This is a genomic window from Aeromonas sp., assembly GCF_051657805.1.
Taxonomy (GTDB): Bacteria; Pseudomonadota; Gammaproteobacteria; order Enterobacterales; family Aeromonadaceae; genus Aeromonas.
Genome location: NZ_JBOFLJ010000019.1, coordinates 102,457 through 123,746, shown reverse-complemented (window position 1 = coordinate 123,746; position 21,290 = coordinate 102,457). Strand labels below are relative to the sequence as shown.

Here is a 21,290-nt window from a genome sequence, read left to right as displayed (position 1 = left end):
ATTTTTAATGTGTGTTTTATTTTTATGCCTCGAACATTTGGTTTGATAACGTTCAAGTAAAAGGGCGCCACAATGGCGCCCTTTTTGCGTTTGATACCAGACCAGTTATCAACCCGTGTTGCGCATACCGGCGGCTATACCGGCTATGGTGACCATCAGCGCCTGATCCAGCTCTGGATGCAGGGTCTCGGGGTGGTTGCGGGAGCGGCCAAGCAGCTCGACCTGCAGCACGTTGAGGGGATCCGTGTAGGGGTTGCGCAACTTGATGGACTCCTTGATCCAGGGCTGATCGTCCAGCAGGTCGCCCTGTGGACGCAGCTCCAGCACCACCTGGATGGAATCGGAGAGCTCCTGACGCAGCTGTTTGCCCAGGGCCCACAGCTCGGTCGGTACCAGACGGGTGTCATAGTACTCGGCGAGCCAGAGGTCGGCCTTGAGGAACACCATCTCCAGCATCTCGAGGCGGGTGCGGAAGAAGGGCCATTGGCGGCTCATCTCGTCCAGCACGGCCTTGTGGCCGTCGTCGATGGCCTGTTGCAGCCCCTTGTGGGCACCGAGCCAGGCCGGCAGCATCAGCCGGTTCTGGGTCCAGGCGAAGATCCAGGGGATGGCGCGCAGGCTCTCGACGCCGCCGTTGGGCTTGCGCTTGGCGGGACGGGAACCGAGCGGCAGCTTGCCGAGCTCCATCTCCGGGGTGGCGGCACGGAAGTAGGGAACGAAGTCCTGATGGCCACGGACGATGGAGCGGTAGTGCTCGCAGGAGGACTCGGCGACCTGCTCGATCACGGCGCGCCAGCTCTCCTTCGGCTTGGGCGGTGGCAGCAAGTTCCCCTCCAGCACGGCGCTGGTGTAGAGGTTCAAGCTGTTGATGGCGACCTTGGGCAGGCCGAACTTGAAGCGGATCATCTCCCCTTGCTCGGTCACCCGCAGGCCGCCGCGCAGGGATCCCGGCGGTTGGGACAGGATCGCCTGGTGGGCGGGGGCACCACCACGACCGACGGTGCCGCCACGGCCGTGGAACAGGGTCAGGCGCAGGTTGTTGGATTCGGCCAGCGCCACCAGGGATTCCATGGCGGCGTATTGGGCCCAGCCGGCGGCCATCATGCCCGCGTCCTTGGCGGAATCCGAGTAGCCGATCATCACGTACTGACGGCCCTGGATGTAGCCGCGATACCAGTCCACCGACAGCAGGCGCTCCATCACGGCGGTGCCCGCCATCAGGTCTTCCTGGGTCTCGAACAGCGGTGCCACTGGCATGCGGAACTTGCAACCGGCTTCCTTGAGCAGCAGCTGCACCGCCAGCACGTCGGAGGGGGCGCCGGCCATGGAGATGATGTAGATGCCGAACGCATCCGGGTCGTGCTGGGCGATCACCCGACAGGTGTCTATGGTCTCGCGCGTCTCGGCGCTCGGTTCCCAGTCGGTCGGGATCAGCGGGCGGCGGGAGTTCAGTTCGTTGAGCAGGAAGGCCTGCTTGTCGTCCTCGCTCCACTCGGCGTAGTCACCCATGCCGAGATAGCGGGTCAGTTCGGAGAAGACCTGACCGTGGCGCTCACCGTCCTGGCGGATGTCGAGCTTGACCAGATGGATGCCGAAGCAGGCGAGTTTGCGCAGCACGTCCAACAGCATGCCGTCGGCTATGTTGCCCATGCCGCAGGCGTGCAACGAGTGGTAGCAGAGCTCAAGGGGCTCGCGCAGCTGGGCCGTGGTCTTGACCAGATCCCGGCTCTCGCTCACCTGGCCCTGCACCTTGGCGGTCAGGTACTCCTGGGTCTCGCGCAGCTGTTCGCGCAGCTCGCGCACCAGGGCGCGGTAGGGTTCCGGGTTGTCACCCACCAGTTTGCGCAGATCCTCGGTGCAGTCGGCCATGGAGAGCTCGGAGGTGAGCTCCTTGATGTCGCGGTAGAAGAGGTTCACCGCCATCCAGCGGCCCAGCTCCAGCACCTCGGCGGTCACCTTGGCGGTGACGAAGGGGTTGCCGTCACGGTCACCGCCCATCCAGGAGGTGAACTTGACCGGCGCGGCATCTAGGGGCAGGCGCACACCCAGGTGGTGTTGCAGGCGCTCGTCCAGGTGGCGCATGAATTCGGGAATGGCGGGCCAGAGGCTGTTTTCCACCACGGCGAAGCCCCATTTGGCCTCGTCCACCGGGGTGGGGCGCTGCTCGCGGATCTCGTTGGTGTGCCAGGCCTGATTGACCAGCTGTTCGATGCGATTGAGGATCTTGTCCCGCTCACGGGGCAGCAGATCGGAGAGCTCCAGCGCTTCCAGGCAGTCGTTGAGTTGCACGTGCTTGTGGATCAGGGTGCGACGGGTCACCTCGGTGGGGTGAGCGGTCAGCACCAGATCGATGTCCAGCTCGCGCACGGCCTGGATGATGGCCTCCTGGGACAGGTTGGAAGCTTTCAGCTTGTCAAACATCTGCTCCAGGGGATCCGGGGTGCAGACCTGCTCTTCGCAGCGGCGGGAGATGGTGTGGAACTGTTCCGCCACGTTGGCCAGATTGAGGAACTGGCTGAAAGCGCGGGCCACGGGCAGCAGCTCGTCATCGGAGAGGGTGCGCAGGGTCTCGAGCAGGCGTTCCCTGTCTGCCTCATTGCCCTTGCGGGAGGATTTGGCCAGTTGGCGAATGGTCTCGATCTTGTCGAGGAAGGCCTGTCCCTGATGATCCTTGATGGACTTGCCCAGCAACTGGCCCAGCATGCCTACGTTGGCGCGTAGAGCGGCGTACTTTTCGTTCATTCCACATCCTTATTTTTGTTGGTGCCTCCTGACCTTCCTAGGCGAGAGGCAGCCCCACTTATTGTTGTGCGATTACAACATATGCTCCGTCATCTTAGGGGGACAATCTACCCAGATTGTCTGCGCAAGGTCAAATAACAGGCCGATTCAGAACATGTATTTCCCTCACCTGTCCCGCCCCGGCATGTCATGTAACTTACTTACATTCTGCCCCTGTCAGATGCAGAAACGCCGGACCAGGTGCTGCAATACCGCCGTGGTCGGTTTGACGAACGACAGATCCAGATACTCATCCGGCTGGTGGGCCTGGGCGATATGGCCAGGGCCCAGCACTATGGTTTCACAACCGAGCAGCTGGATGAAGGGGGCCTCGGTGCAATAGTTTACGGATTGCGCGGCCTGGCCGCTCGCCAACTCAGCTTCCCGCACCAGATCCGAGTCATCCTTGCAGGCATAGGCGGGGATGGGCTCGTGCAGGTGCTGCAGGTGCAGGCAGCCCGGCTGGTGGACTTCGATGGGGGAGAGGGCTTCTTTCAGCATGCCCATCAGCTCGTCCGGCCCCACCTGCGGAGTGGGCCGCATGTCGATGTGCAGCTCGCAGCAGCCGCAGATCCGGTTCGGGCTGTCGCCCCCTTGGATGTAACCCAGGTTCAGGGTGGGCTGGGGCACGGCGAATCTATGGTCCGAGTATTTGTCCTTCAGATCTTGCTGCAGTTTCAGCACCTGGCCCATGGCTTTATGCATGATCTCCATGGCGTTGACCCCGTTGGCGGGATCCGAGCTGTGGCCGCTCTTGCCCGTGATGCGGATCGCCTCGGACATGTGCCCCTTGTGGGCCACCACGGGTACCAGGCCGGTGGGTTCGCCTATCACGGCATAGTCCGGCTTGAGCTCGGCGGCATCGGCGATGGCGCGGGCCCCCGCCATGGTGGTCTCCTCGTCGGCGGTGGCCAGGATGCGCAGGGGCTTGTTGAGGGTGGTCAGATCTATATCTTTCAGCGCCTCAACGATAAAGGCGAAGAAGCCCTTCATGTCGATGGTGCCCAGGCCATAGAGGCGGTTGCCCTCCTCGGTCACCCTGAAGGGATCCTTGCTCCAGCCCCCCTCATCGAAGGGCACGGTATCCGTGTGGCCCGCCAGCAGCAGGCCTCCCTCACCTTGGCCGATCGTCGCCACCAGGTTGAACTTGCCCGGCAGATCCGGCAGGGCCGTCACCTCGCAATGAAACCCCAGCTGACCGAACCAGTCCGCCAGCAGACGGATCACCCCCTCGTTGCTCTGATCCCAGCGGGGATCCGTGCTGCTGATGGAGGGAATCGCAATAATATTCTTATAAAGTGAAAAAAAATCCAGATTGGCCATCAGCTCCTCCTTGCGTCCCCGGAATCTTTCTGTTAGAAAATACAAATGCAAAGTGAGTGCATGAATATTCTTTTCGAGTGCTCATCGACAAGGCTTCTAGTTGTAAGGGAAAGTTAATGTTCTGTCACCTGATCTGTAACCGACGACACAACCCCGCCTGAATTGCCCCTCCGCACACAGAGTGTCAAAGGGGCGATAGCTGACCCTTTGTGCTACAGCATCGCGCTGTGAACTTCAAACCCAGACTTGGAATACTCAACAATGCTTAACACCGTTATCGTCGGTGCCAGTGGCTACGCGGGAGCCGAACTGGCCGCACTGGTCCAGAACCATCCACAACTCAAGCTGTTCGGCCTCTACGTCTCTGCCGGCAGCCAGGACGCGCACAAGCGCTTCTCCTCCCTCCATCCCCAGTGGGTCGGCGCGCTGGATCAGCCCCTGCTGCCCCTGGACGAGGATGGCATGACCCGGATCCTGACCCAGGCCGATCTGGTGCTGCTGGCCACCGCCCACGAGGTGAGCGCCGAGCTGGCGCCCAAATTCCTGGCCAAGGGGCTGCCGGTGTTCGATCTCTCCGGCGCCTTCCGGGTCAAGGATCAGCAGTTCTACTCCTCCTTCTACGGTTTCACCCACGAGAGCGAGCAGTGGCTGGATCAGGCGGTCTACGGCCTCGCCGAGTGGAACGCCAATGCCATTCAGGGCGCCCAGCTCATCGCCGTGCCCGGCTGCTATCCGACGGCGTCCCTGTGCGCCCTCAAGCCCCTGCAGCAGGCGGGCCTGATCGCCAAGGATTGGCAGCCCATCATCAACGCGGTCTCCGGCGTCTCCGGGGCCGGTCGCAAGGCGGCCATCAACACCAGTTTCTGCGAGGTGAGCCTGAACCCTTACGGCACCTTCAATCACAGACACCAGCCGGAGATCAGTCACCACCTCGGCAAGGGGGTGCTGTTCCAGCCCCACCTCGGCAACTATGTGCGCGGCATCCTGGCCACCATCTATGTGCAGCTGGCGGACGGCGTGACTCAGGTCCAGGTGGATCAGGCCTACCTCAAGGCTTACGAAGGCAAGCCGCTGGTGCGCCTCACCGGCCAGATGCCCTCCATTCGCGGGGTGGCAGGCACCCCATACTGCGACCTCGCCTGGCAGCAGCAGGGCAACATGCTGGTGGTGGTCTCTGCCATCGACAACCTGCTCAAGGGCGCCGCTTCCCAGGCCATGCAGTGCATAAATATCAAATTCGGGTTTGAACCGGCCACCGGCCTGATTTAAGGAAGGATCGAGACATGGACAAGCAGACACTGGTTATCAAGTTGGGTGGGGCGCTTATCGAGAACGACGAGGCGCTGACCGCCCTGTTCGCCACCCTGAAGACATTCCTGGACGAGCAACACAGACCTCTGGTGCTGGTGCACGGTGGCGGCTGTCTGGTGGACGACCTGCTCAAGGGGCTGGGTCTCACCTCCACCAAGAAGAACGGCCTGCGGGTCACCCCGTTCGACCAGATCCCCTTCATCGCCGGCGCCCTGGCGGGCACGGCGAACAAGATGATGATGGCCAAGGCCATCGCCACCGGCACCCCGGCGGTGGGGCTCTGCCTCGCCGACGGCGGCCTCTGTCAGGTGACCCAGCTCGACCCGGATCTCGGCGCGGTCGGTGACTGCCAGCCGGGCAACCCGGCCCTGGTGCAAGGGATCCTGAGCCAGAATTTCCTGCCTGTGGTGAGCTCCATCGGCATCACCGCCGAGGGCCAGCTGATGAATGTCAACGCGGATCAGGCGGCCACCGCCATCGCCGAGGCGCTGGGCGCGGATCTGGTGATGCTGTCCGACGTGAGCGGCATCCTGGATGGCAAGGGCAAGCTGGTGCCGCAGCTGGACAAGCAGAGCGCCCTGGATCTGATGGAGAAGGGGGTCATCCGGGATGGCATGGCGGTCAAGGTGAAGGCGGCCCTGCACGCCGCCGAGACCCTGGGCAAGCCGGTCTGCGTCGCCAGCTGGCGCTACCCGGATCAGCTGCTCAAGCTGCTGGCGGGCGGCGCCGTCGGCACCCAGGTCACTCTCTAAATCAGCCGGGAAAAGGATAATCCGATGCAACATCTTCTGAAAGACAGCGATTTAAACAAGGCCCAGATCGAGGCGCTGATCGCGCTGGGCAAATCGGTCAAGGCGGATCCCAAGAAGTACAGCCAGGCCCTGGCGGGCAAGAGCGTAGTCACCCTGTTCGAGAAACCGTCCCTGCGCACCCGGGTCACTTTCGACATCGGCATCGCCCGCCTCGGCGGTCACAGCGTCTATCTGGATCAGCAGAACGGGGCGCTCGGCAAGCGCGAATCCGTGCAGGACTTCGCCGCCAACCTGTCCCGCTGGTGTGACGCCATAGTCGCGCGGGTGTTCGACCACCAGACGCTGGTTGGACTCGCCGAACACGGCACAGTGCCCGTGGTGAACAGCCTGTGCAACCTTTACCACCCCTGCCAGGGGCTGGCGGACTTCATGACCATCGCCGAGCACTACGCCGATTTGTCGAAGGTGAAGCTCGCCTACCTCGGTGATGGCAACAACGTCAGCCACTCCCTGCTGCTGCTGGGAGCGACCCTGGGCACAGACGTGACCCTGGTCTGCCCCAAGGGTCATGGTCCGGACACCCAGATCTTCCTGCAGGCCCAGGCCCTGGCGGCCCAGTCCGGCGCGCACATCCATATCAGCGACGACGTGGGCGCCATCGAGGGCTTCGACGTGGTTTATACCGACACCTGGGTCTCCATGGGTGACAACACGCCAATGGAGCAGGTAAAAGATATCTTTATGCCTTATCAGATCAACCAGGCCCTGCTCGACCGGACCGGCATCCAGCACGTGCTGCACTGCCAGCCGGCGCACCGGGAGCTGGAGATCACCTCGGAGGTCATGGACGGCCCAGCCTCCCTCATCCTGGATGAGGCAGAAAACCGGATGCATATCCAGAACGCCGTGCTGCTGACCCTGCTCGGGCACAAGTGACGCGGCAACCGACCCTGAATCAAACACCTTATCGAATCATCATGGAGAGAAGTAAATGAGCGGAATCAACAAGATAGTACTGGCTTACTCGGGCGGACTGGATACCTCGGCCATCATTCCCTGGCTGAAAGAAAACTACGATGCGGAGATCGTCGCCTTCGTCGCTGACGTCGGTCAGGAGCGTGACGATCTGGAAGGGATCGAGCAGAAGGCCATCGCCTCCGGCGCCACCAAGTGCATCGTCAAAGACCTGCGGGAAGAGTTCGTCAAAGAGTACGTCTACCCGACCCTGAAGACAGGGGCCGTCTACGAAGGCACTTATCTGCTGGGTACCTCCATGGCTCGTCCCATCATCGCCAAGGCCATGGTGGAAGCGGCCCTGGCGGAAGGCGCCGATGCCATCTCCCACGGTTGCACCGGCAAGGGCAACGATCAGGTGCGTTTCGAAGGGGCCGTGGCCGCCCTGGCGCCGCAACTGAAGGTGATCGCCCCCTGGCGTCTGTGGGACATGCGCTCGCGGGAAGATCTGCTGGCCTATCTGGAAGCCCGCGACATCCCCTGCAAGGCGACCCTGAAGAAGATCTACAGCCGCGACGCCAACGCCTGGCACATCTCCACCGAGGGTGGCGAGCTGGAGAGCACCTGGAACGAGCCGTCCGAAGCGGTCTGGCAGTGGACAGTGTCTGCCGAGCAGGCACCGAACGAGCCGGAATACGTCAAGCTGACCGTGGCCCAAGGCGAAGTGGTCGCGGTCGACGATCAGCCGCTGAGCCCGCACCAGATCCTGATGACCCTGAACGAGCGTGCCGGCAAGCACGGCGTCGGTCGCATCGACATCACAGAGAACCGCATGGTGGGCATGAAGTCCCGCGGCTGCTACGAGACCCCGGGTGGTACCGTCATGGTCGCCGCGCTGCGCGCCGTGGAAGAGCTGGTGCTGGACAGGCCGACCCGCGCCTGGCGCGAGAAGCTGGGTGCCGAATTCTCCCACCTGGTCTATGACGGTCGCTGGTTCACCCCGCTGTGCAAGGCCATTGTCGCCTCCGCCAACGCCATCGCCGAGGATCTCGACGGCGAAGTGGTGCTGAAGATGTACAAGGGCCAGGTCACCGCGGTGCAGAAGAAGTCGCCGAATAGCCTCTACTCCGAAGACTTCGCCACCTTCGGCGCCGACGAGGTGTACGACCAGAGCCACGCCGAAGGCTTCATCCGTCTCTACACCCTGGCCAGCCGTATCCGCGCCATGAAGGAGCAGCATCAGGCCATCGGTGGGGATCACACCCACGGCTAAGCCTTGAGGTTTCAAGCCGCAGAAAATCGGTGAGGGGGCTTGGCCCCCTCACTTATAAGCGGCGGTATGTGACGAAAGCGGCAGCGCCTTGGCCGCGGCTGTGAGATAAGACTCTGTCAGACGAGAGACTCGCAGCCAAGCAAGGCAAGATTTCAGCGCGCAGGCCAAGGGGCCGCGCCAGTGCGGCAGGCGCAAAGGCGCCTACCGGCAACGCATTCAAGGAGAGCAGTATGGCACTTTGGGGTGGACGCTTCAGTCAGGGCGCAGACAGCAGGTTCAAGCAGTTCAACGACTCGTTGCGCTTCGATTACCGGTTGGCGGAGCAGGATATCCAGGGCTCCATGGCCTGGGCCCGCGCCCTGGTCAAGGTCGGCGTTCTGACCGGCGATGAACAGGCGCAGCTGCAACAGGCGATGGAAGTGCTGCTGGCCTCGGTGCAGCAGGATCCCCAGCAGATCCTGAGTTCGGACGCCGAAGACATCCACTCCTGGGTCGAGGGCAAGCTGATCGACGCCGTGGGGACCCTCGGCAAGAAGCTGCACACAGGGCGTTCCCGCAATGATCAGGTCGCCACCGACCTGAAGCTCTGGTGCAAGGCGCAAGGGGAGCTGCTGCTCGCCTCCATCACAGGGCTGCAACAGGGGTTGGTGGCGTCGGCCCGTGCCAATCAGGCCGCCGTGTTGCCCGGCTACACCCATTTGCAGCGTGCCCAGCCGGTCACCTACGCCCACTGGGCCCTGGCCTATGTGGAGATGCTGGAGCGGGATCACTCCCGTCTGCAGGATGCGCTCAGGCGCCTCGATACCAGCCCCCTCGGTTGCGGCGCCCTGGCGGGTACCGCCTACGCCATCGACCGGGAGGCGCTGGCGCTGGACATGGGCTTTAGCGGCGCTACCCGCAACAGCCTGGATTCGGTGTCGGACCGGGATCACGTGGTGGAGCTGATGCACGTGGCGTCCCTCTCCATGGCACACCTGTCCCGCTTCGCTGAGGATCTTATCTTCTACAACACCGGCGAGGCGGGCTTCGTCGAGTTGTCCGATGCGGTGACTTCCGGCTCCTCCCTGATGCCCCAGAAGAAGAACCCGGATGCGCTCGAGCTGATCCGTGGCAAGACCGGCCGGGTGGTTGGCGCCCAGATGGGCATGCTGATGAGCCTCAAGGCGCTGCCGCTGGCCTACAACAAGGATATGCAGGAAGACAAGGAAGGGCTGTTCGATGCCCTCGATACCTGGCACGACTGCCTCGACATGGCGGCGCTGGTGCTGATCGACTTGAAGGTCAACGGTGAGCGCACCAAGGCGGCAGCCCAGGGCGGTTACGCCAACGCCACCGAGCTGGCGGACTATCTGGTTGCCAGGGGCATCCCCTTCCGTGAGGCGCACCATATCGTCGGCGAGACAGTGGTCTATGCCATCCAGGTGAAGAAACCCCTGGAGGAGCTGTCTCTGGAGGAGTTCCAGCGCTTCAGCCCCGTGGTGGGTGAAGATGTGTATCCTAACCTGGAGCTGGAGGCGACCCTGGCCAAGCGGGTCGCCAAGGGCGGCGTCGCCCGGGAGCAGATCGAAGGCGCCCTGGTCGCCGCCGAAGCCTGGCTGGCCAAGCGCGGCTGATTGCCGGGCTGAATGCAACGAAGAGGGCCTTGGCCCTCTTTTTTATTTCTGTGTCATCGCCTGCCGACCCCGATTGCGTGAGAATGGGCAGGTGCACGGACGCACCGCCATCCATCAAGGAGTTCCTATGTATCTGCCGCCCCACTTCGCCGTCACCGAGCCCGAGGCGCTGCACGCGCTGATGCGGGCCCATCCGCTGGGGGCCCTGATCACTCATGGGGAAGGGGGGCTGGATGCGAACCATCTGCCGTTCGAATTCGATGCGGAGGAAGGGGTGCATGGCGTTTTGCGTGCCCATGTGGCGCGCAACAACCCGCTCTGGCAAGAGGTGACGGATGGGCAGGAGGTGCTGGTGATCTTCAAGGCCGCCGACGGTTATGTCTCCCCGAACTGGTATCCGAGCAAGCAGGAACATCACAAGCAGGTGCCGACCTGGAACTATGCCGTGGTCCATGCCCACGGCCGCATCCGGGTGCGAGACGACGCCCGCTTCGTGCGCCGCCTGCTGGCGAACCTGACGAGGGTCCACGAGGCCGCCGAGCCCAAACCCTGGAAGATGGCGGACGCGCCGCGAGACTATCTCGAGGCCATGGTGGCGGCCGTGGTCGGCATCGAAATCGAGATAAGCGGGCTGGTGGGCAAGTTCAAGCTGAGCCAGAACAAGGAGGCGGCGGATCGGCAGGGGGTCGTCGATGCCCTGCAGGCAAAGGGCAAGCTGGCGCTGGCGGAGGCGATGCAGGCGCCACCCTCGTCGGTGCCGCGCTAAGGCAGCCACTCGCCCCAAAACGAGAAACGGCAACCCTGGTTGCCGTTTCCATTGCTGCCTCGCCGGGTTCACAGATCCCTGAACGGTTTGCGCTTCTCCTGCTCGAGCACTATGGCCTCCAGGTTGGCGACCCGCTCCTGCAGCTCCCTGATGATCATGTCCTGCTTGCCGAGGCGGTCGGTGATGCGAACATCCCCCAGCTGGTAGCGGGCGCGCTTGCCGAGGTAGCCGAACAACACGCTGATAAAGACGATCAGGACTATGCCTGTCCACATGGTCATACACGACTCCTTGCCGATGCATAAACGAGAGGATCCATCTCGCTGGCTATCGTTGTCTCACAGCCGCCGGCGGGCGGCAATACCCGTCTGGACGCCGGCTCAGGGGCCCTGCCAGAGCGGCCTGCCGACCCAGAGTCCCCAGAGGGTCAAATGCAGCAGCACGATAAACCAGAACACCAGCCGGTAACTGCCCTTCTGGGTCTTGTGGCGCAGCCAGTGGCGGGCGAGCAGGGCGCCGGGCCAGCCGCCGAGCAACTCCAGCAGATGCAGACGGGCTTCCGGCACGCGCCAACCGCCGCGCACGGCCTGGCGCTTGTCATGGGCGTAGGCCAGGGCCGTCAACAGGCTCATGGTGGTGATGAGGACCAGTGGCCACCAGTTGGCGTCCACCATGCCGAGCCAGCCGCCCCACAGCAGGGGCAACAGGGCGAGCCAGATCATGATGTCAGTTCCAGAGCTCGCGGCTCATCCGGGCTGAGTGTGCGGATGACTTTGGCCGGGTTGCCGACGGCCAGTGAATCGGCCGGGATGTCGCGGGTGACCACGGCGCCGGCTCCTATGATGGATCTCGGCCCTATGGTGACGCCGGGGCAGATGATGGCGCCGCCGCCAATCCAGCAGTCATCGCCGATGCGCACCGGCTTGTTGTAGGCGGTCCAGTTGCGGCGCTCCAGGTGGTTCAGGCTGTGGGTGGCGGTGTAGATCTGCACGTTCGGGGCCAGCAAGACGTTGTTGCCTATGTGCACCTCGCCCACGTCCAGTATGGTGACGTTGAAGTTGAAGAAGGTCTTCTCGCCGATGTGGATGTTGCGGCCAAATTCACAGGTGAAGGGGGTGCTGATCCAGCAGGAGTCCGGGCAGTGGCCGAACAGCTCGCCACACAGGCGCTGGCGCAGGAGGTGATCCCCGGAGGGAGAGGCGTTGAACTGTGCCAGCAGTGCCTGGCCGCGGATGCGGTCGTTGGCTATCTCCTCGGTCTGGGTGAGGGGGCCACCCGCCAGAATTCCATCCCAATCGCTTGCCATGCTCTCATCTCCTCATGTGCCAAGAGGCGCCAGTATACGCAACTTGTCAGGAGGCGTCAGGAGGCTCTCATCTGAGACTGATGATCCCGTCAATAAAAAAGGCGTCACCCAAGCGGGGACGCCTGCAAAACCAAACCTTGCGGTTTGCGGACCAACGGAACCAAAGATCACACACACTCAGCACTTCTGCGGGATGGCGGGGATCAACCCTGCCACTTGCCTCCTTCCACTATCACGTCGTTGGGATTTGTGTCGGCGCTCAACTTCTCACGCACATATTCGTCATACAGCTTGAGCAGGTATTTCTCTTCCCCCAGCTTGGCGAGGCGGTCGTTGACCCAGTCACGCAGCTCGATATTGCCCTTCTTCACCGCCGGCGCGATCGGGTCTTCCGAACCCAGCTTCTGGGGCAGCACGCGGTAGCCCGGATTCTCCTTGGCCCAGCTGAACAGCACCAGGTTGTCCTGGGCGTAGGCATCGCCACGGCCCTGGGCCAGTGCCTGCAGGGATTCTGAGTTCTTCTCGAACTTGAGCACCTTCCAGTCCGGGTGGTTGCGGGTCAGCCAGATGTCGGCCGTGGTGCCCGTGGTGACGATCAGGGTCTTGTCCGCCAGATCGTCCAGCCCCTTGGCGGCGCTCTTCTCCGGCACCAGCACCTGCACTGCCACCTTGAGGTTCGGGTTGGTGAAGTCCACCACCTCGCGCCGCTCCGGGGTCACCGTCATGTTGGCGAGGATGAGATCCACCTTGTCGCTCTGCAGGAAGGGGATACGACTGGCGGGCTCGACCGCCACGAATTCGATCTTGTTCTCGTCCCCCAGCAGATCCTTGGCGAAGCGGCGGCCGAGATCGGTGTCGAAGCCCACGTAGCGCCCCTTCTCATCCACAAATCCGAAGGGGGGCTTGTCGGTGAAGACCCCGACGATGAGCTTGTCGCGGGCCTTGATCTTGTCGAGGGAACCGTCCGCCGCCTGGGCGGCGCCGCTGGCGATGCCCAGGCCGATGAGGGCACTAAACAATACCGAGGTAATTTTCTTCATGCTGACTCCTTTCGTTTGATGACATTTGTATAAGAAAACTTGGCGAGGAACTGGCGCGCACGCTGGCTGCGTGGGTTATCGAAAAACTGGCGGGGGCTGGCCTGCTCCAGGATGTGGCCCTCCTCCATGAAGACGATGCGATCCGCCACCGCCTGGGCGAACGCCAGCTCGTGGGTGACGATGAGCAGCGTCATGCCGCTGCCCGCGAGATCCCGGATCACCTCCAGCACCTCCTGCACCATCTCGGGATCCAGGGCGGCGGTGACCTCGTCAAACAGCATCACCTGGGGGTTCATGCACAGGGCCCGCACTATGGCGATGCGCTGCTGCTGGCCGCCGGAGAGCTCGCGCGGATAGGCGTGGCGCTTCTCCCACAGGCCCACCCGGGTCAACAACTGCTCCGCCTGCAGCAGGGCCTCGGCCCGCTCCCGTTTTTGCACCTGAAGGGGCCCGAGCTGCACGTTCTCCAGCACGTTCAGGTTCGGGAACAGGTGATAACTCTGGAACACCATGCCGATACGCTGGCGCAGCCGCTGCCAGTCGGTGGCGGCATCCAGGAGTTGGCCATCGAAGCGGATCTCGCCGCCCTGAATGGGTTCAAGCCCGTTGAGGGTGCGCAGCAAGGTGCTCTTGCCGCAGCCGCTTGGCCCCAGGATGACGATCACCTCCCCGGGGGTTATGGCGAGGCTGACCCCGTCCAGTACCCGGTTTTGGCCGAATTGTTTGCTGACAGCATTGAGTTCAAGCAGAGGCGTCATACCGCATTACCCCATTTTTGCTCGAGCCGGCGCGAGGCGAGCGAGAGCGGATAGCAGACCAAAAAGAAGAACAGGAACAGCAGGCCGTAGATAAGCAGGGAGGCATAGGTGCGCTCTATGATCTGCTGGCCCACCTTGATCACCTCCACCACCCCGATCAGCACCGCTAGGGAGCTGGTCTTGATGATGCGGGTGTGAATGTTGATGGTCGGTGGCGTCAGCCGTTGCAGTGCCTGGGGCAGCAGCACGTGGCGATAAAGCTGCCAGCGGGAGAGGCCGAGGGCCAGCCCGGCCTCCTGCTGACCACGGGCGAGGGACCCCAGGCCACCGCGCACCACTTCCCCCACCTCGCTCGCCCCCCACAGGGAGAGCACCAGCACGGCGCACCAGAAGGCCGGAATATCGAGGCTGAAGACGATGGGCAGCCCGAAGAAGAACAGATAGAGCCACACCAGCACGGGCACCACCCGAAACAGCTCCAGATACAGCCGCAGCACGCCCTGGGTCAGGCGGCCGCCCTGCTGGGCCAGCACGCCGTAACCCAGGCCCCCTAAGGTGGCGAACAGGATGGCGAGCAACGAGATGGCGAGGGTCTGGCCCGCGCCGACCACCAGCAGGGGCAGGGCCTGGCCCAGTAACTCAGAAACCGGAGTGGTCATAATCATCCCTCCCTTCCAATGTGTGCAGGGCAGGTGACGGCAGCGGCAGAAAGATCCGTGCCCACATGGGAGTCCGCGACTGCATCAGCGACTCAATGACCGAACTGACCATATTGCAGCCTCCTTTCAACGACGCGCAGGGCGAGGGACAGCGGCAGGAAGATGAGTACGCACATCAATGTCAGCACCGCCAGCATCTCGTAGGTCTTGTAGTAGAGGGCGATGTAGTTCTTGGTGGTGTAGAGCAGTTCGGGTACCGCCACCGCCGAGGCGACCGTGGTCTCTTTGAGCAGGAAGATGAAGTTGGCAAAGAGCGCCGGCAGGCTGGCAAGCCAGGCCTGGGGCAGCTGTACGTGGCGCAGCAGTTGCCAGCGGGAGAGGCCGATGGCCTGGCCCGCCTCCAGCTGGCTGTGAGGTACCGCCGCCACCCCGGCCCGCAACGCCTCGGTGAGATAACCGCCGCCCAAGAAGGTCATGGCGATGACCGCAGTGGCAAAGCCCGACAGCGACAGCCCGAGCGCCGGCAGCCCGAAGTAGAGGAAGAACAGCTGGATCAAGAGCGGCGTGTTGCGGGCCAGCTCCACATAGCCGCGGATCACCGCGCTCAGCAGTGGCCTGTGCAGGCCGAGCAGCGCAACATTGAGCAGGGCCACCGCGAGGGAGGTCGTGATGACGATGGCGCCGAGCTGCAAGGTGACCCAGACCGATTTGCCGAAGGCGGGCAGGGTGGCGACGATAAAGGCCCAGTCGAAGGTCATGCGGGGATCCTCCCGTCACGGCGCAGGCGCTGGGGCACGACTGTGATGGCGTCCGGGTACTTGATGCCGGCGCCCGTGTTGAGCACCACCACCCGCTCCCCTCCTTTTATCCAGCCCGATTCCCGCAGCTGGCGGGCGGCGGCGAAGGCGGCGGCCCCCTCCGGGCAGACGAAGCTGCCTTCCTGGGAGGCGAGCTGGCGAATTTCGCTCTGGATGGCCCTGTCGTCCGCCGCGATGGCGCAGCCCTCGGTGCGATAGAGGGCGTCGAGCACCAGAAAGTCCCCCAGCGCCTTGGGTACATTGATGCCAAAGGCCAGGGTCTGGGAGTCGGGCCAGAAGGTCGATTCTGACGCTCCTTGCTGCCAGGCCTGCACTATGGGGGCGCAGCCGCTCGACTGCACCGCCACCAGCCGGGGCAGGTCACCCTTGACCCAGCCCAGCTCCTGCAACTCCCGCAGCGCCTTGTAGATGCCGATGAGGCCGACGCCGCCACCTGTGGGGTAGAGGATCACGTCCGGCAGGGTCCAGCCGAACTGCTCGGCGATCTCCAGCCCCATGGTCTTCTTGCCCTCGATGCGGTAGGGCTCCTTCAGGGTGGAGGCGTCGAACAGGGACTGCTCCGCCACCGCCTGTGCCACCTGGCGACCGGCGTCGCTGATGAGACCATCCACCAGATAGAGGCGGGCACCGGCGAGGGAAGTCTCCAGCCTGGTGATGGCGGGGGCCGCCTGTGGCATGACGATGGTGCTGCGCAGGCCGGCGCGGGCACCGTACAGGGCCCAGGCTGCGCCTGCATTGCCGTTGGTGGGCATGGCGAAATGGGCGATGCCGAGCTCGCGGGCACGGGAGAGGCCGACCGCGGCGCCACGGGCCTTGAAGGAGCCGGTGGGGATGATGCTTTCATCCTTCATCCAGAGATCCGGAATGCCTATCTGCTTGCCGAGCTTGGGCAGCGGCAACAGCGGGGTGAAGCCTTCCCCCAGGGTCACCACCTGGGCGGGATCGCGCACCGGCAGCAGCTCGTGGTAGCGCCACAGGCTGGCGGGACGACCCAGCAGGGCCGCAGGGTGCCAGTCCTTCTTCAGGGCCTCGAGATCATAGCTGGCCAGCAGTGGCGCCCCGACCCGGCTCAGTTGCTGGGGCTGGTCGGCATCATGGATTTCGCCTGTCTTGCTGCAGCGCAAATGGGAGAGATAGCTATAGGGCATGGATTATCCTGAGCGGGTCGTCTGGGCTGGTCGGTTATGCCATCCTGTGACCCAAGTGCCGGATAACAAACAAAATAAAGCGGCAAACTTAAGCGAAAAGATGGCTATGGCAAGGGGCCGCTCTGGCACAGGGACGTGCTCGCCTGAGTCAGGTCTCCCCTGGGGGGTTGGGGGCCATGCCACTCTTTGCTAACCTGCCTGCTTCATTCGAACCGCAGGGAGTTGCCTCGATGCGATCCATTGTCTGTCTGCTGGCCCTGACATTGCTCGGTGCCTGCAGTGGTCACTCAACTCAAGAGGATGCCATGTCAGGGAAAACGCGCCTTCATTACCCCATCACCCGCCAGGGCGAGCAGGTGGATCACTACTTCGGTCAGGCCGTGGCCGACCCCTATCGCTGGCTGGAAGACGACCGCAGCCCCGAGACCGAGGCCTGGGTCAAGGCACAGAACGCCGTGACCCAGGATTACCTGGCCAGGATCCCGTTTCGGGAGACGATAAAGAGCAAGCTCGCCGCCTCCTGGAACTATGCCAAGGAGGGGGCGCCGTTTCGCGAGGGGCGCTACCACTACTTCTTCAAGAACGACGGCCTGCAAAACCAGAACGTGCTGTGGCGCCAGGCCCCGGGCAAGCCCGCCGAGGTGTTCCTCGATCCCAATACCCTCAGCCCCGATGGCACCACGGCGCTGGATCAGCTGAGCTTCTCCCGGGACGGCAAGCGGCTGGCCTACTCCTTGTCGCTGGCCGGCAGCGACTGGCGCGAGATCCACCTGATGGATGTGGAGAGCAAACAGCCACTGGAGGCGCCCCTCAAGGACGTGAAGTTCAGCGGCATCAGCTGGCTCGGCAACGAGGGCTTCTTCTACTCGAGCTATGACAAGCCGGACGGCAGCGAGCTGTCGGCCAAGACGGATCAGCACAAGGTCTACTTCCATCGCCTCGGCACGGCGCAGGAAGATGATCGGTTGGTGTTTGGCGCCATCCCGGCCCAGAAACACCGCTACGTGGGGGCCAGCGTCACCGAGGATGATCGCTACCTGCTCATCTCGGCGGCGAACTCCACCTCGGGCAATCGCCTCTATGTGAAGGATCTGACCGAGGACAACGCGCCGCTGTTGACGGTGCAGGGGGATCTGGATGCGGATGTGAGCCTGGTGGACAACCGGGGCAGCACGCTTTACCTGCAGACCAATCGCGGTGCCCCCAATGGCCGGCTGGTGACGGTGGATGCGAGCAATCCGGGCCCTAAACACTGGCGTGACCTCATCCCGGAGCGGCCCCAGGTGCTGTCGGTGCACAGCGGCGCCGGCTATCTGTTCGCGGAATATATGGTGGACGCCACCGCCCGGGTCGAGCAGTTTGATTATGAGGGCAACAAGGTGCGGGACATTGCACTGCCTGGTCCCGGCAGCGTCAGCGGCTTCAATGGCAAGCACGACGACCCCGAGATCTACTTCGGCTTCGAGAACTATGCCCAGCCGCCGACCCTCTATAGGCTGGCCCCCAAGAGCGGCGAGATCAGCCTCTACCGCGCCTCGGCGGTGCCGTTCAATCCCGCAGATTATGTCTCGGAGCAGCGCTTCTACCAGAGCAAGGACGGCACCCGGGTGCCGCTCATCATCAGCTATCGCAAGGGGCTGAAACGCGATGGCAGCAATCCCACCATCCTCTATGGCTACGGCGGCTTCGACGTCAGTCTGACCCCGAGCTTCAGCGTGTCGGTGGCGAACTGGTTGGATCTGGGGGGTGTCTACGCGGTGGCGAACCTGCGTGGGGGCGGCGAGTATGGCCAGGCCTGGCACCTGGCGGGCACCCAGATGAACAAGCAGAACGTGTTCGACGACTTCATCGCAGCGGCCGAGTACCTGAAGGCCGAAGGCTACACCAGTACCGACAAGCTGGCGGTGCGCGGCGGTTCCAACGGTGGCCTGCTGGTGGGGGCCGTCATGACCCAGCGCCCGGATCTGATGCGGGTCGCCCTGCCGGCGGTGGGGGTGCTCGACATGCTGCGTTACCACACCTTTACCGCCGGGGCGGGCTGGGCCTATGACTACGGCACCAGCGCCGACAGCGAGGCCATGTTCGTGTATCTGAAGGGCTACTCGCCCCTGCACAACCTGCGTGAGGGGGTGAGCTATCCCTCGACCCTGATAACCACGGCGGATCACGACGATCGTGTGGTGCCGGCCCACTCCTTCAAGTTTGCAGCCACCCTGCAGGCGGACAACGAGGGCCCTCATCCCCAGCTGATCCGCATCGAGACCAATGCGGGGCACGGAGCAGGCACGCCGGTCACCAAGCTTATCGAGCAGAGCGCGGATCTCTATGCCTTCACCCTCTACGAGATGGGCTACCGGCAACTGCCGTTGCAGCCCTGACCAGGGTGAAAGGGCTAGTATCAGCCGCGCCGATCATGATCAAGGGCCCCACGGGGCCCTTTTCGTTGTCTGGGCCCCGTTCAGGGGCTGGGCACGACCATCCCTGTCTCGCCATTTGCCGGTTTTGGCTCCGCCTTGCCCTCTGCTATCCCCCCGGTGGTATAGTCAGCCGCAGGATCTGCATTGAGGAAGTCATCGTGAAGAAGATCGTCTACATACTGCTGGGGCTGGCGCTGGCCGCCCTGGTGGCCATCGTTGCCCTGGTCAGCCTGATCGACCCGAATCAGTTCAAGCCCCAGCTGGTGGAGCAGGTGAAGAAGAACACGGGCCGCGAGCTGGTGATGGAGGGGGATATCGGCTGGCGCTTCTGGCCGAGCCTGGGGCTCTCCCTCGAGAAGGTGGCCTTGCGCAACCCAGCCGGCTTTGCCGAGCCGGATCTTATCCGGGTCGAGAAGGGGGAGGCCTCGGTGGCACTCTTGCCCCTGCTCTCCCATCGGCTGGAGATAGGCGAGGTGACCCTGAGCGGTGCCCACCTCTTCATCCAGACCAAGTCTGACGGCAGCAGCAACCTGACGGATCTGGTCAAGGATGAGGGCAAGGAGGTCGGTGCGAGCGAAGCGGCCCCCGCCAGCCCTGCCGACGAGTCTCAGCCCTGGCAAGTCACCCTCAAGGGGGTCTCCCTCGAGCAGGCCAGCGCACTGGTGCAGGACGATCGCAGCGGCGTCAGCTCTCGTCTCGAGCGCCTGGATCTCAACCTGGGTCAGCTGACCCTGGGGGAGTGGGTGCCGGTGACCCTGGCCGCCAAAGGGGCACGGGGTGAGCTGGCCTTCGACATCAAGGGCCAGGCCGAGATCAAGCTGGCCCGGGATGAGAAGGAGAGCGAGCTCAAGGATCTGTCGCTCAGCGGCAGCCTGAGCGACCCCAAGCAGCGGCTGGATGACTTCTCCCTCAAGGCGGATCGCCTGGCGCTGGGGGAGTGGAGCAGCCTGACTCTGAGTCTGAACGGTGCCCAGGGGGAGGTGGCCAAGCCGACTCTGGCCGGTACGCTGGATGGCACCCTCAAGGCGAAGGTCGACGAGAGCCTGCAACTGGTAGAGGTCTCGGATGCTGTGCTGGCCGCCAAGCTGAGCGGGGAGGGTCTGCCACGCTCGCCCCTCTCCCTCAAGCTGGCGGGCTTCGCCCGCGCCGAGCTGGACAAGCAGACCGTCACCCTGACCAACCTGGTGATGGGGGCCGATGATGCCTTGTTGAGTGGCAATGGCGTGGTGACACTCGGTGCCGTGCCCAGGGTCGAGTTCGATCTCAAGGGAGACAAGCTGGATCTCGACGCCTGGCTCGGCAAGCAGGACGGGGCCAAGACTGCCGCATCTTCTGCCGCACCGGCCACAGTGTCGGCGGGTGAGCAGGGCGCAGCGGCCAAGTCAGCCCCCTCGGCTCAGTCCCTGTCCACGGCAGAGCCGGACTTGAGTGCCCTCAAGCTGGTCGATCTGGCGGGTCGACTGCAACTGGGCAGCCTGAAGGTGAAGGGGCTGGATTTGAGCGCCGTCGACCTGCAACTGGCCCTGGGCGGCGGTGAGCTCAATCTCAAGCAGTTCAGTGCCGGCGTGGCCGGTGGTCAGGTGAGTGCAAGCGGAGTGCTCGATGCCCGCCAGCAACCCGCCAGCTACCGGGTGCACAAGCAGATCCAGGGGGTGGAGATACGCCCGCTGCTGCAGACCCTGGGCCAGAACGACCGACTGGAGGGCAAGGGGGATCTGGACATCCAGGTGCAGGGGCGCGGTCTCTCCGAGCAGGCCCTGCGCAGTCAGATGCAGGGCACAATGAGCCTGAAGCTGAGCGACGGTGCCCTGCATGGCATCAACCTGGCCCAGATGATCCGCGAGGCGCGGGCCACCCTCACTGGCAAGGGCGCCGAGCAGGTGAACGAGGCGCGCAAGACCGACTTCAGCGATCTCAGCGCCCGCTTCCAGATAGCGAATGGCATCGCCCGCAGCGACGACATCCGGCTGGCGGCTCCGGCCCTGCGGGTACAGGGTCAGGGTCAGACCGCCCTGGTGCCCGAGACCCTCGACTTCCTGTTCCTCACCTCTGTGGTGGAGAGCAGCAAGGGCCAGGGGGGCAAGACGGTGGATGAGCTCAACGACATCACCATCCCGGTGCACATCGGCGGCCACTGGCAGGCGCCCAGCTACAAGCTGGATGTGAAGGCGCTGCTCAACAACAACAAGGTGCTGGAGGAGAAGGCCAAGAAGGAGGCCGAGCGCGGTCTCAAAAAGTTGTTGGGGGACAAGGCCAACGACGAGGGGATCAAGGGGGCGGCGGATCAGCTGCTCAAGGGGCTGTTCAAGTAGCCTGGCTTCGCATCACGCATTCATGACAACGGGCCCTTGGGCCCGTTTTTTGTGCCAAG

The 21,290-nt window shown here is 63.6% G+C and carries 18 protein-coding genes; 8 read left to right on the top strand and 10 right to left on the bottom strand.

Annotated elements, in window-relative coordinates:
* Positions 1-108: 108 nt before the first annotated feature.
* Positions 109-2,742, bottom strand: coding sequence for a phosphoenolpyruvate carboxylase (gene ppc / locus ACRCYW_RS06185; RefSeq protein WP_438549265.1), 2,634 nt, complete (start codon positions 2,740-2,742; stop codon positions 109-111).
* A gap of 216 nt (positions 2,743-2,958) precedes the next feature.
* Positions 2,959-4,104: an acetylornithine deacetylase gene (gene argE / locus ACRCYW_RS06180; protein ID WP_438549264.1), complete on the bottom strand. Its 1,146-nt coding sequence runs from the start codon at positions 4,102-4,104 to the stop codon at positions 2,959-2,961.
* A 261-nt stretch (positions 4,105-4,365) separates the two neighbouring features.
* Here argE and argC point away from each other — a divergent pair, with 261 nt between their 5' ends.
* From argC to ACRCYW_RS06150, 6 genes are all read left to right on the top strand, one after another.
* Positions 4,366-5,373 carry an N-acetyl-gamma-glutamyl-phosphate reductase gene (argC, locus tag ACRCYW_RS06175; protein ID WP_438549263.1) on the top strand — a complete coding sequence of 336 codons (1,008 nt, stop codon included), beginning with the start codon at positions 4,366-4,368 and terminating at the stop codon, positions 5,371-5,373.
* Positions 5,374-5,387: 14 nt separating this feature from the next.
* Positions 5,388-6,167, top strand: coding sequence for an acetylglutamate kinase (gene argB, locus ACRCYW_RS06170; protein WP_438549262.1), 780 nt, complete (start codon positions 5,388-5,390; stop codon positions 6,165-6,167).
* A gap of 24 nt (positions 6,168-6,191) precedes the next feature.
* Complete coding sequence (locus ACRCYW_RS06165) at positions 6,192-7,103, top strand: ornithine carbamoyltransferase (protein WP_438549261.1); 912 nt, start codon at positions 6,192-6,194, stop codon at positions 7,101-7,103.
* Positions 7,104-7,158: 55 nt separating this feature from the next.
* Entirely contained in the window at positions 7,159-8,394 is a 1,236-nt protein-coding gene (locus tag ACRCYW_RS06160) for an argininosuccinate synthase (RefSeq protein ID WP_349920955.1), read from the top strand.
* Between the two features lie 230 nt (positions 8,395-8,624).
* Positions 8,625-10,007, top strand: coding sequence for an argininosuccinate lyase (gene argH / locus ACRCYW_RS06155; RefSeq protein ID WP_438549260.1), 1,383 nt, complete (start codon positions 8,625-8,627; stop codon positions 10,005-10,007).
* A 127-nt stretch (positions 10,008-10,134) separates the two neighbouring features.
* Positions 10,135-10,773: an FMN-binding negative transcriptional regulator gene (locus ACRCYW_RS06150; protein ID WP_438549259.1), complete on the top strand. Its 639-nt coding sequence runs from the start codon at positions 10,135-10,137 to the stop codon at positions 10,771-10,773.
* A gap of 68 nt (positions 10,774-10,841) precedes the next feature.
* Here the strand turns inward: ACRCYW_RS06150 and ACRCYW_RS06145 are convergent, their stop codons facing one another.
* The 8 genes from ACRCYW_RS06145 to ACRCYW_RS06110 form a co-directional block, all read right to left on the bottom strand.
* Complete coding sequence (locus ACRCYW_RS06145) at positions 10,842-11,054, bottom strand: hypothetical protein (protein ID WP_438549258.1); 213 nt, start codon at positions 11,052-11,054, stop codon at positions 10,842-10,844.
* A gap of 99 nt (positions 11,055-11,153) precedes the next feature.
* The gene (locus tag ACRCYW_RS06140; protein ID WP_438549257.1) at positions 11,154-11,495 is read right to left on the bottom strand and encodes a DUF1294 domain-containing protein; all 342 of its coding nucleotides are present in this window, start codon (positions 11,493-11,495) and stop codon (positions 11,154-11,156) included.
* Positions 11,492-12,079: a sugar O-acetyltransferase gene (locus ACRCYW_RS06135; protein ID WP_438549256.1), complete on the bottom strand. Its 588-nt coding sequence runs from the start codon at positions 12,077-12,079 to the stop codon at positions 11,492-11,494. Before ACRCYW_RS06135 ends, ACRCYW_RS06140 begins: the two co-directional genes overlap by 4 nt.
* Positions 12,080-12,282: 203 nt before the next feature.
* Positions 12,283-13,119, bottom strand: a complete 837-nt coding sequence (locus tag ACRCYW_RS06130) for a transporter substrate-binding domain-containing protein (RefSeq protein WP_438549255.1) — start codon at positions 13,117-13,119, stop codon at positions 12,283-12,285.
* Positions 13,116-13,877 carry an amino acid ABC transporter ATP-binding protein gene (locus tag ACRCYW_RS06125; protein WP_438549254.1) on the bottom strand — a complete coding sequence of 254 codons (762 nt, stop codon included), beginning with the start codon at positions 13,875-13,877 and terminating at the stop codon, positions 13,116-13,118. The genes ACRCYW_RS06130 and ACRCYW_RS06125 overlap by 4 nt, the downstream gene beginning before the upstream one ends.
* Positions 13,874-14,536, bottom strand: coding sequence for an amino acid ABC transporter permease (locus tag ACRCYW_RS06120; RefSeq protein WP_438549253.1), 663 nt, complete (start codon positions 14,534-14,536; stop codon positions 13,874-13,876). Before ACRCYW_RS06120 ends, ACRCYW_RS06125 begins: the two co-directional genes overlap by 4 nt.
* 92 nt (positions 14,537-14,628) lie before the next feature.
* Positions 14,629-15,294, bottom strand: a complete 666-nt coding sequence (locus ACRCYW_RS06115) for an amino acid ABC transporter permease (protein WP_438549252.1) — start codon at positions 15,292-15,294, stop codon at positions 14,629-14,631.
* Complete coding sequence (locus ACRCYW_RS06110; protein ID WP_438549251.1) at positions 15,291-16,502, bottom strand: threonine synthase; 1,212 nt, start codon at positions 16,500-16,502, stop codon at positions 15,291-15,293. Before ACRCYW_RS06110 ends, ACRCYW_RS06115 begins: the two co-directional genes overlap by 4 nt.
* 230 nt (positions 16,503-16,732) lie before the next feature.
* On the opposite strand from ACRCYW_RS06110, the gene ACRCYW_RS06105 reads away from it, so the two are divergent.
* Both ACRCYW_RS06105 and ACRCYW_RS06100 read left to right on the top strand, forming a co-directional pair.
* The gene (locus tag ACRCYW_RS06105; RefSeq protein WP_438549250.1) at positions 16,733-18,880 is read left to right on the top strand and encodes a prolyl oligopeptidase family serine peptidase; all 2,148 of its coding nucleotides are present in this window, start codon (positions 16,733-16,735) and stop codon (positions 18,878-18,880) included.
* A 197-nt stretch (positions 18,881-19,077) separates the two neighbouring features.
* Positions 19,078-21,231, top strand: a complete 2,154-nt coding sequence (locus tag ACRCYW_RS06100) for an AsmA family protein (protein ID WP_438549249.1) — start codon at positions 19,078-19,080, stop codon at positions 21,229-21,231.
* Positions 21,232-21,290 lie beyond the last annotated feature (59 nt).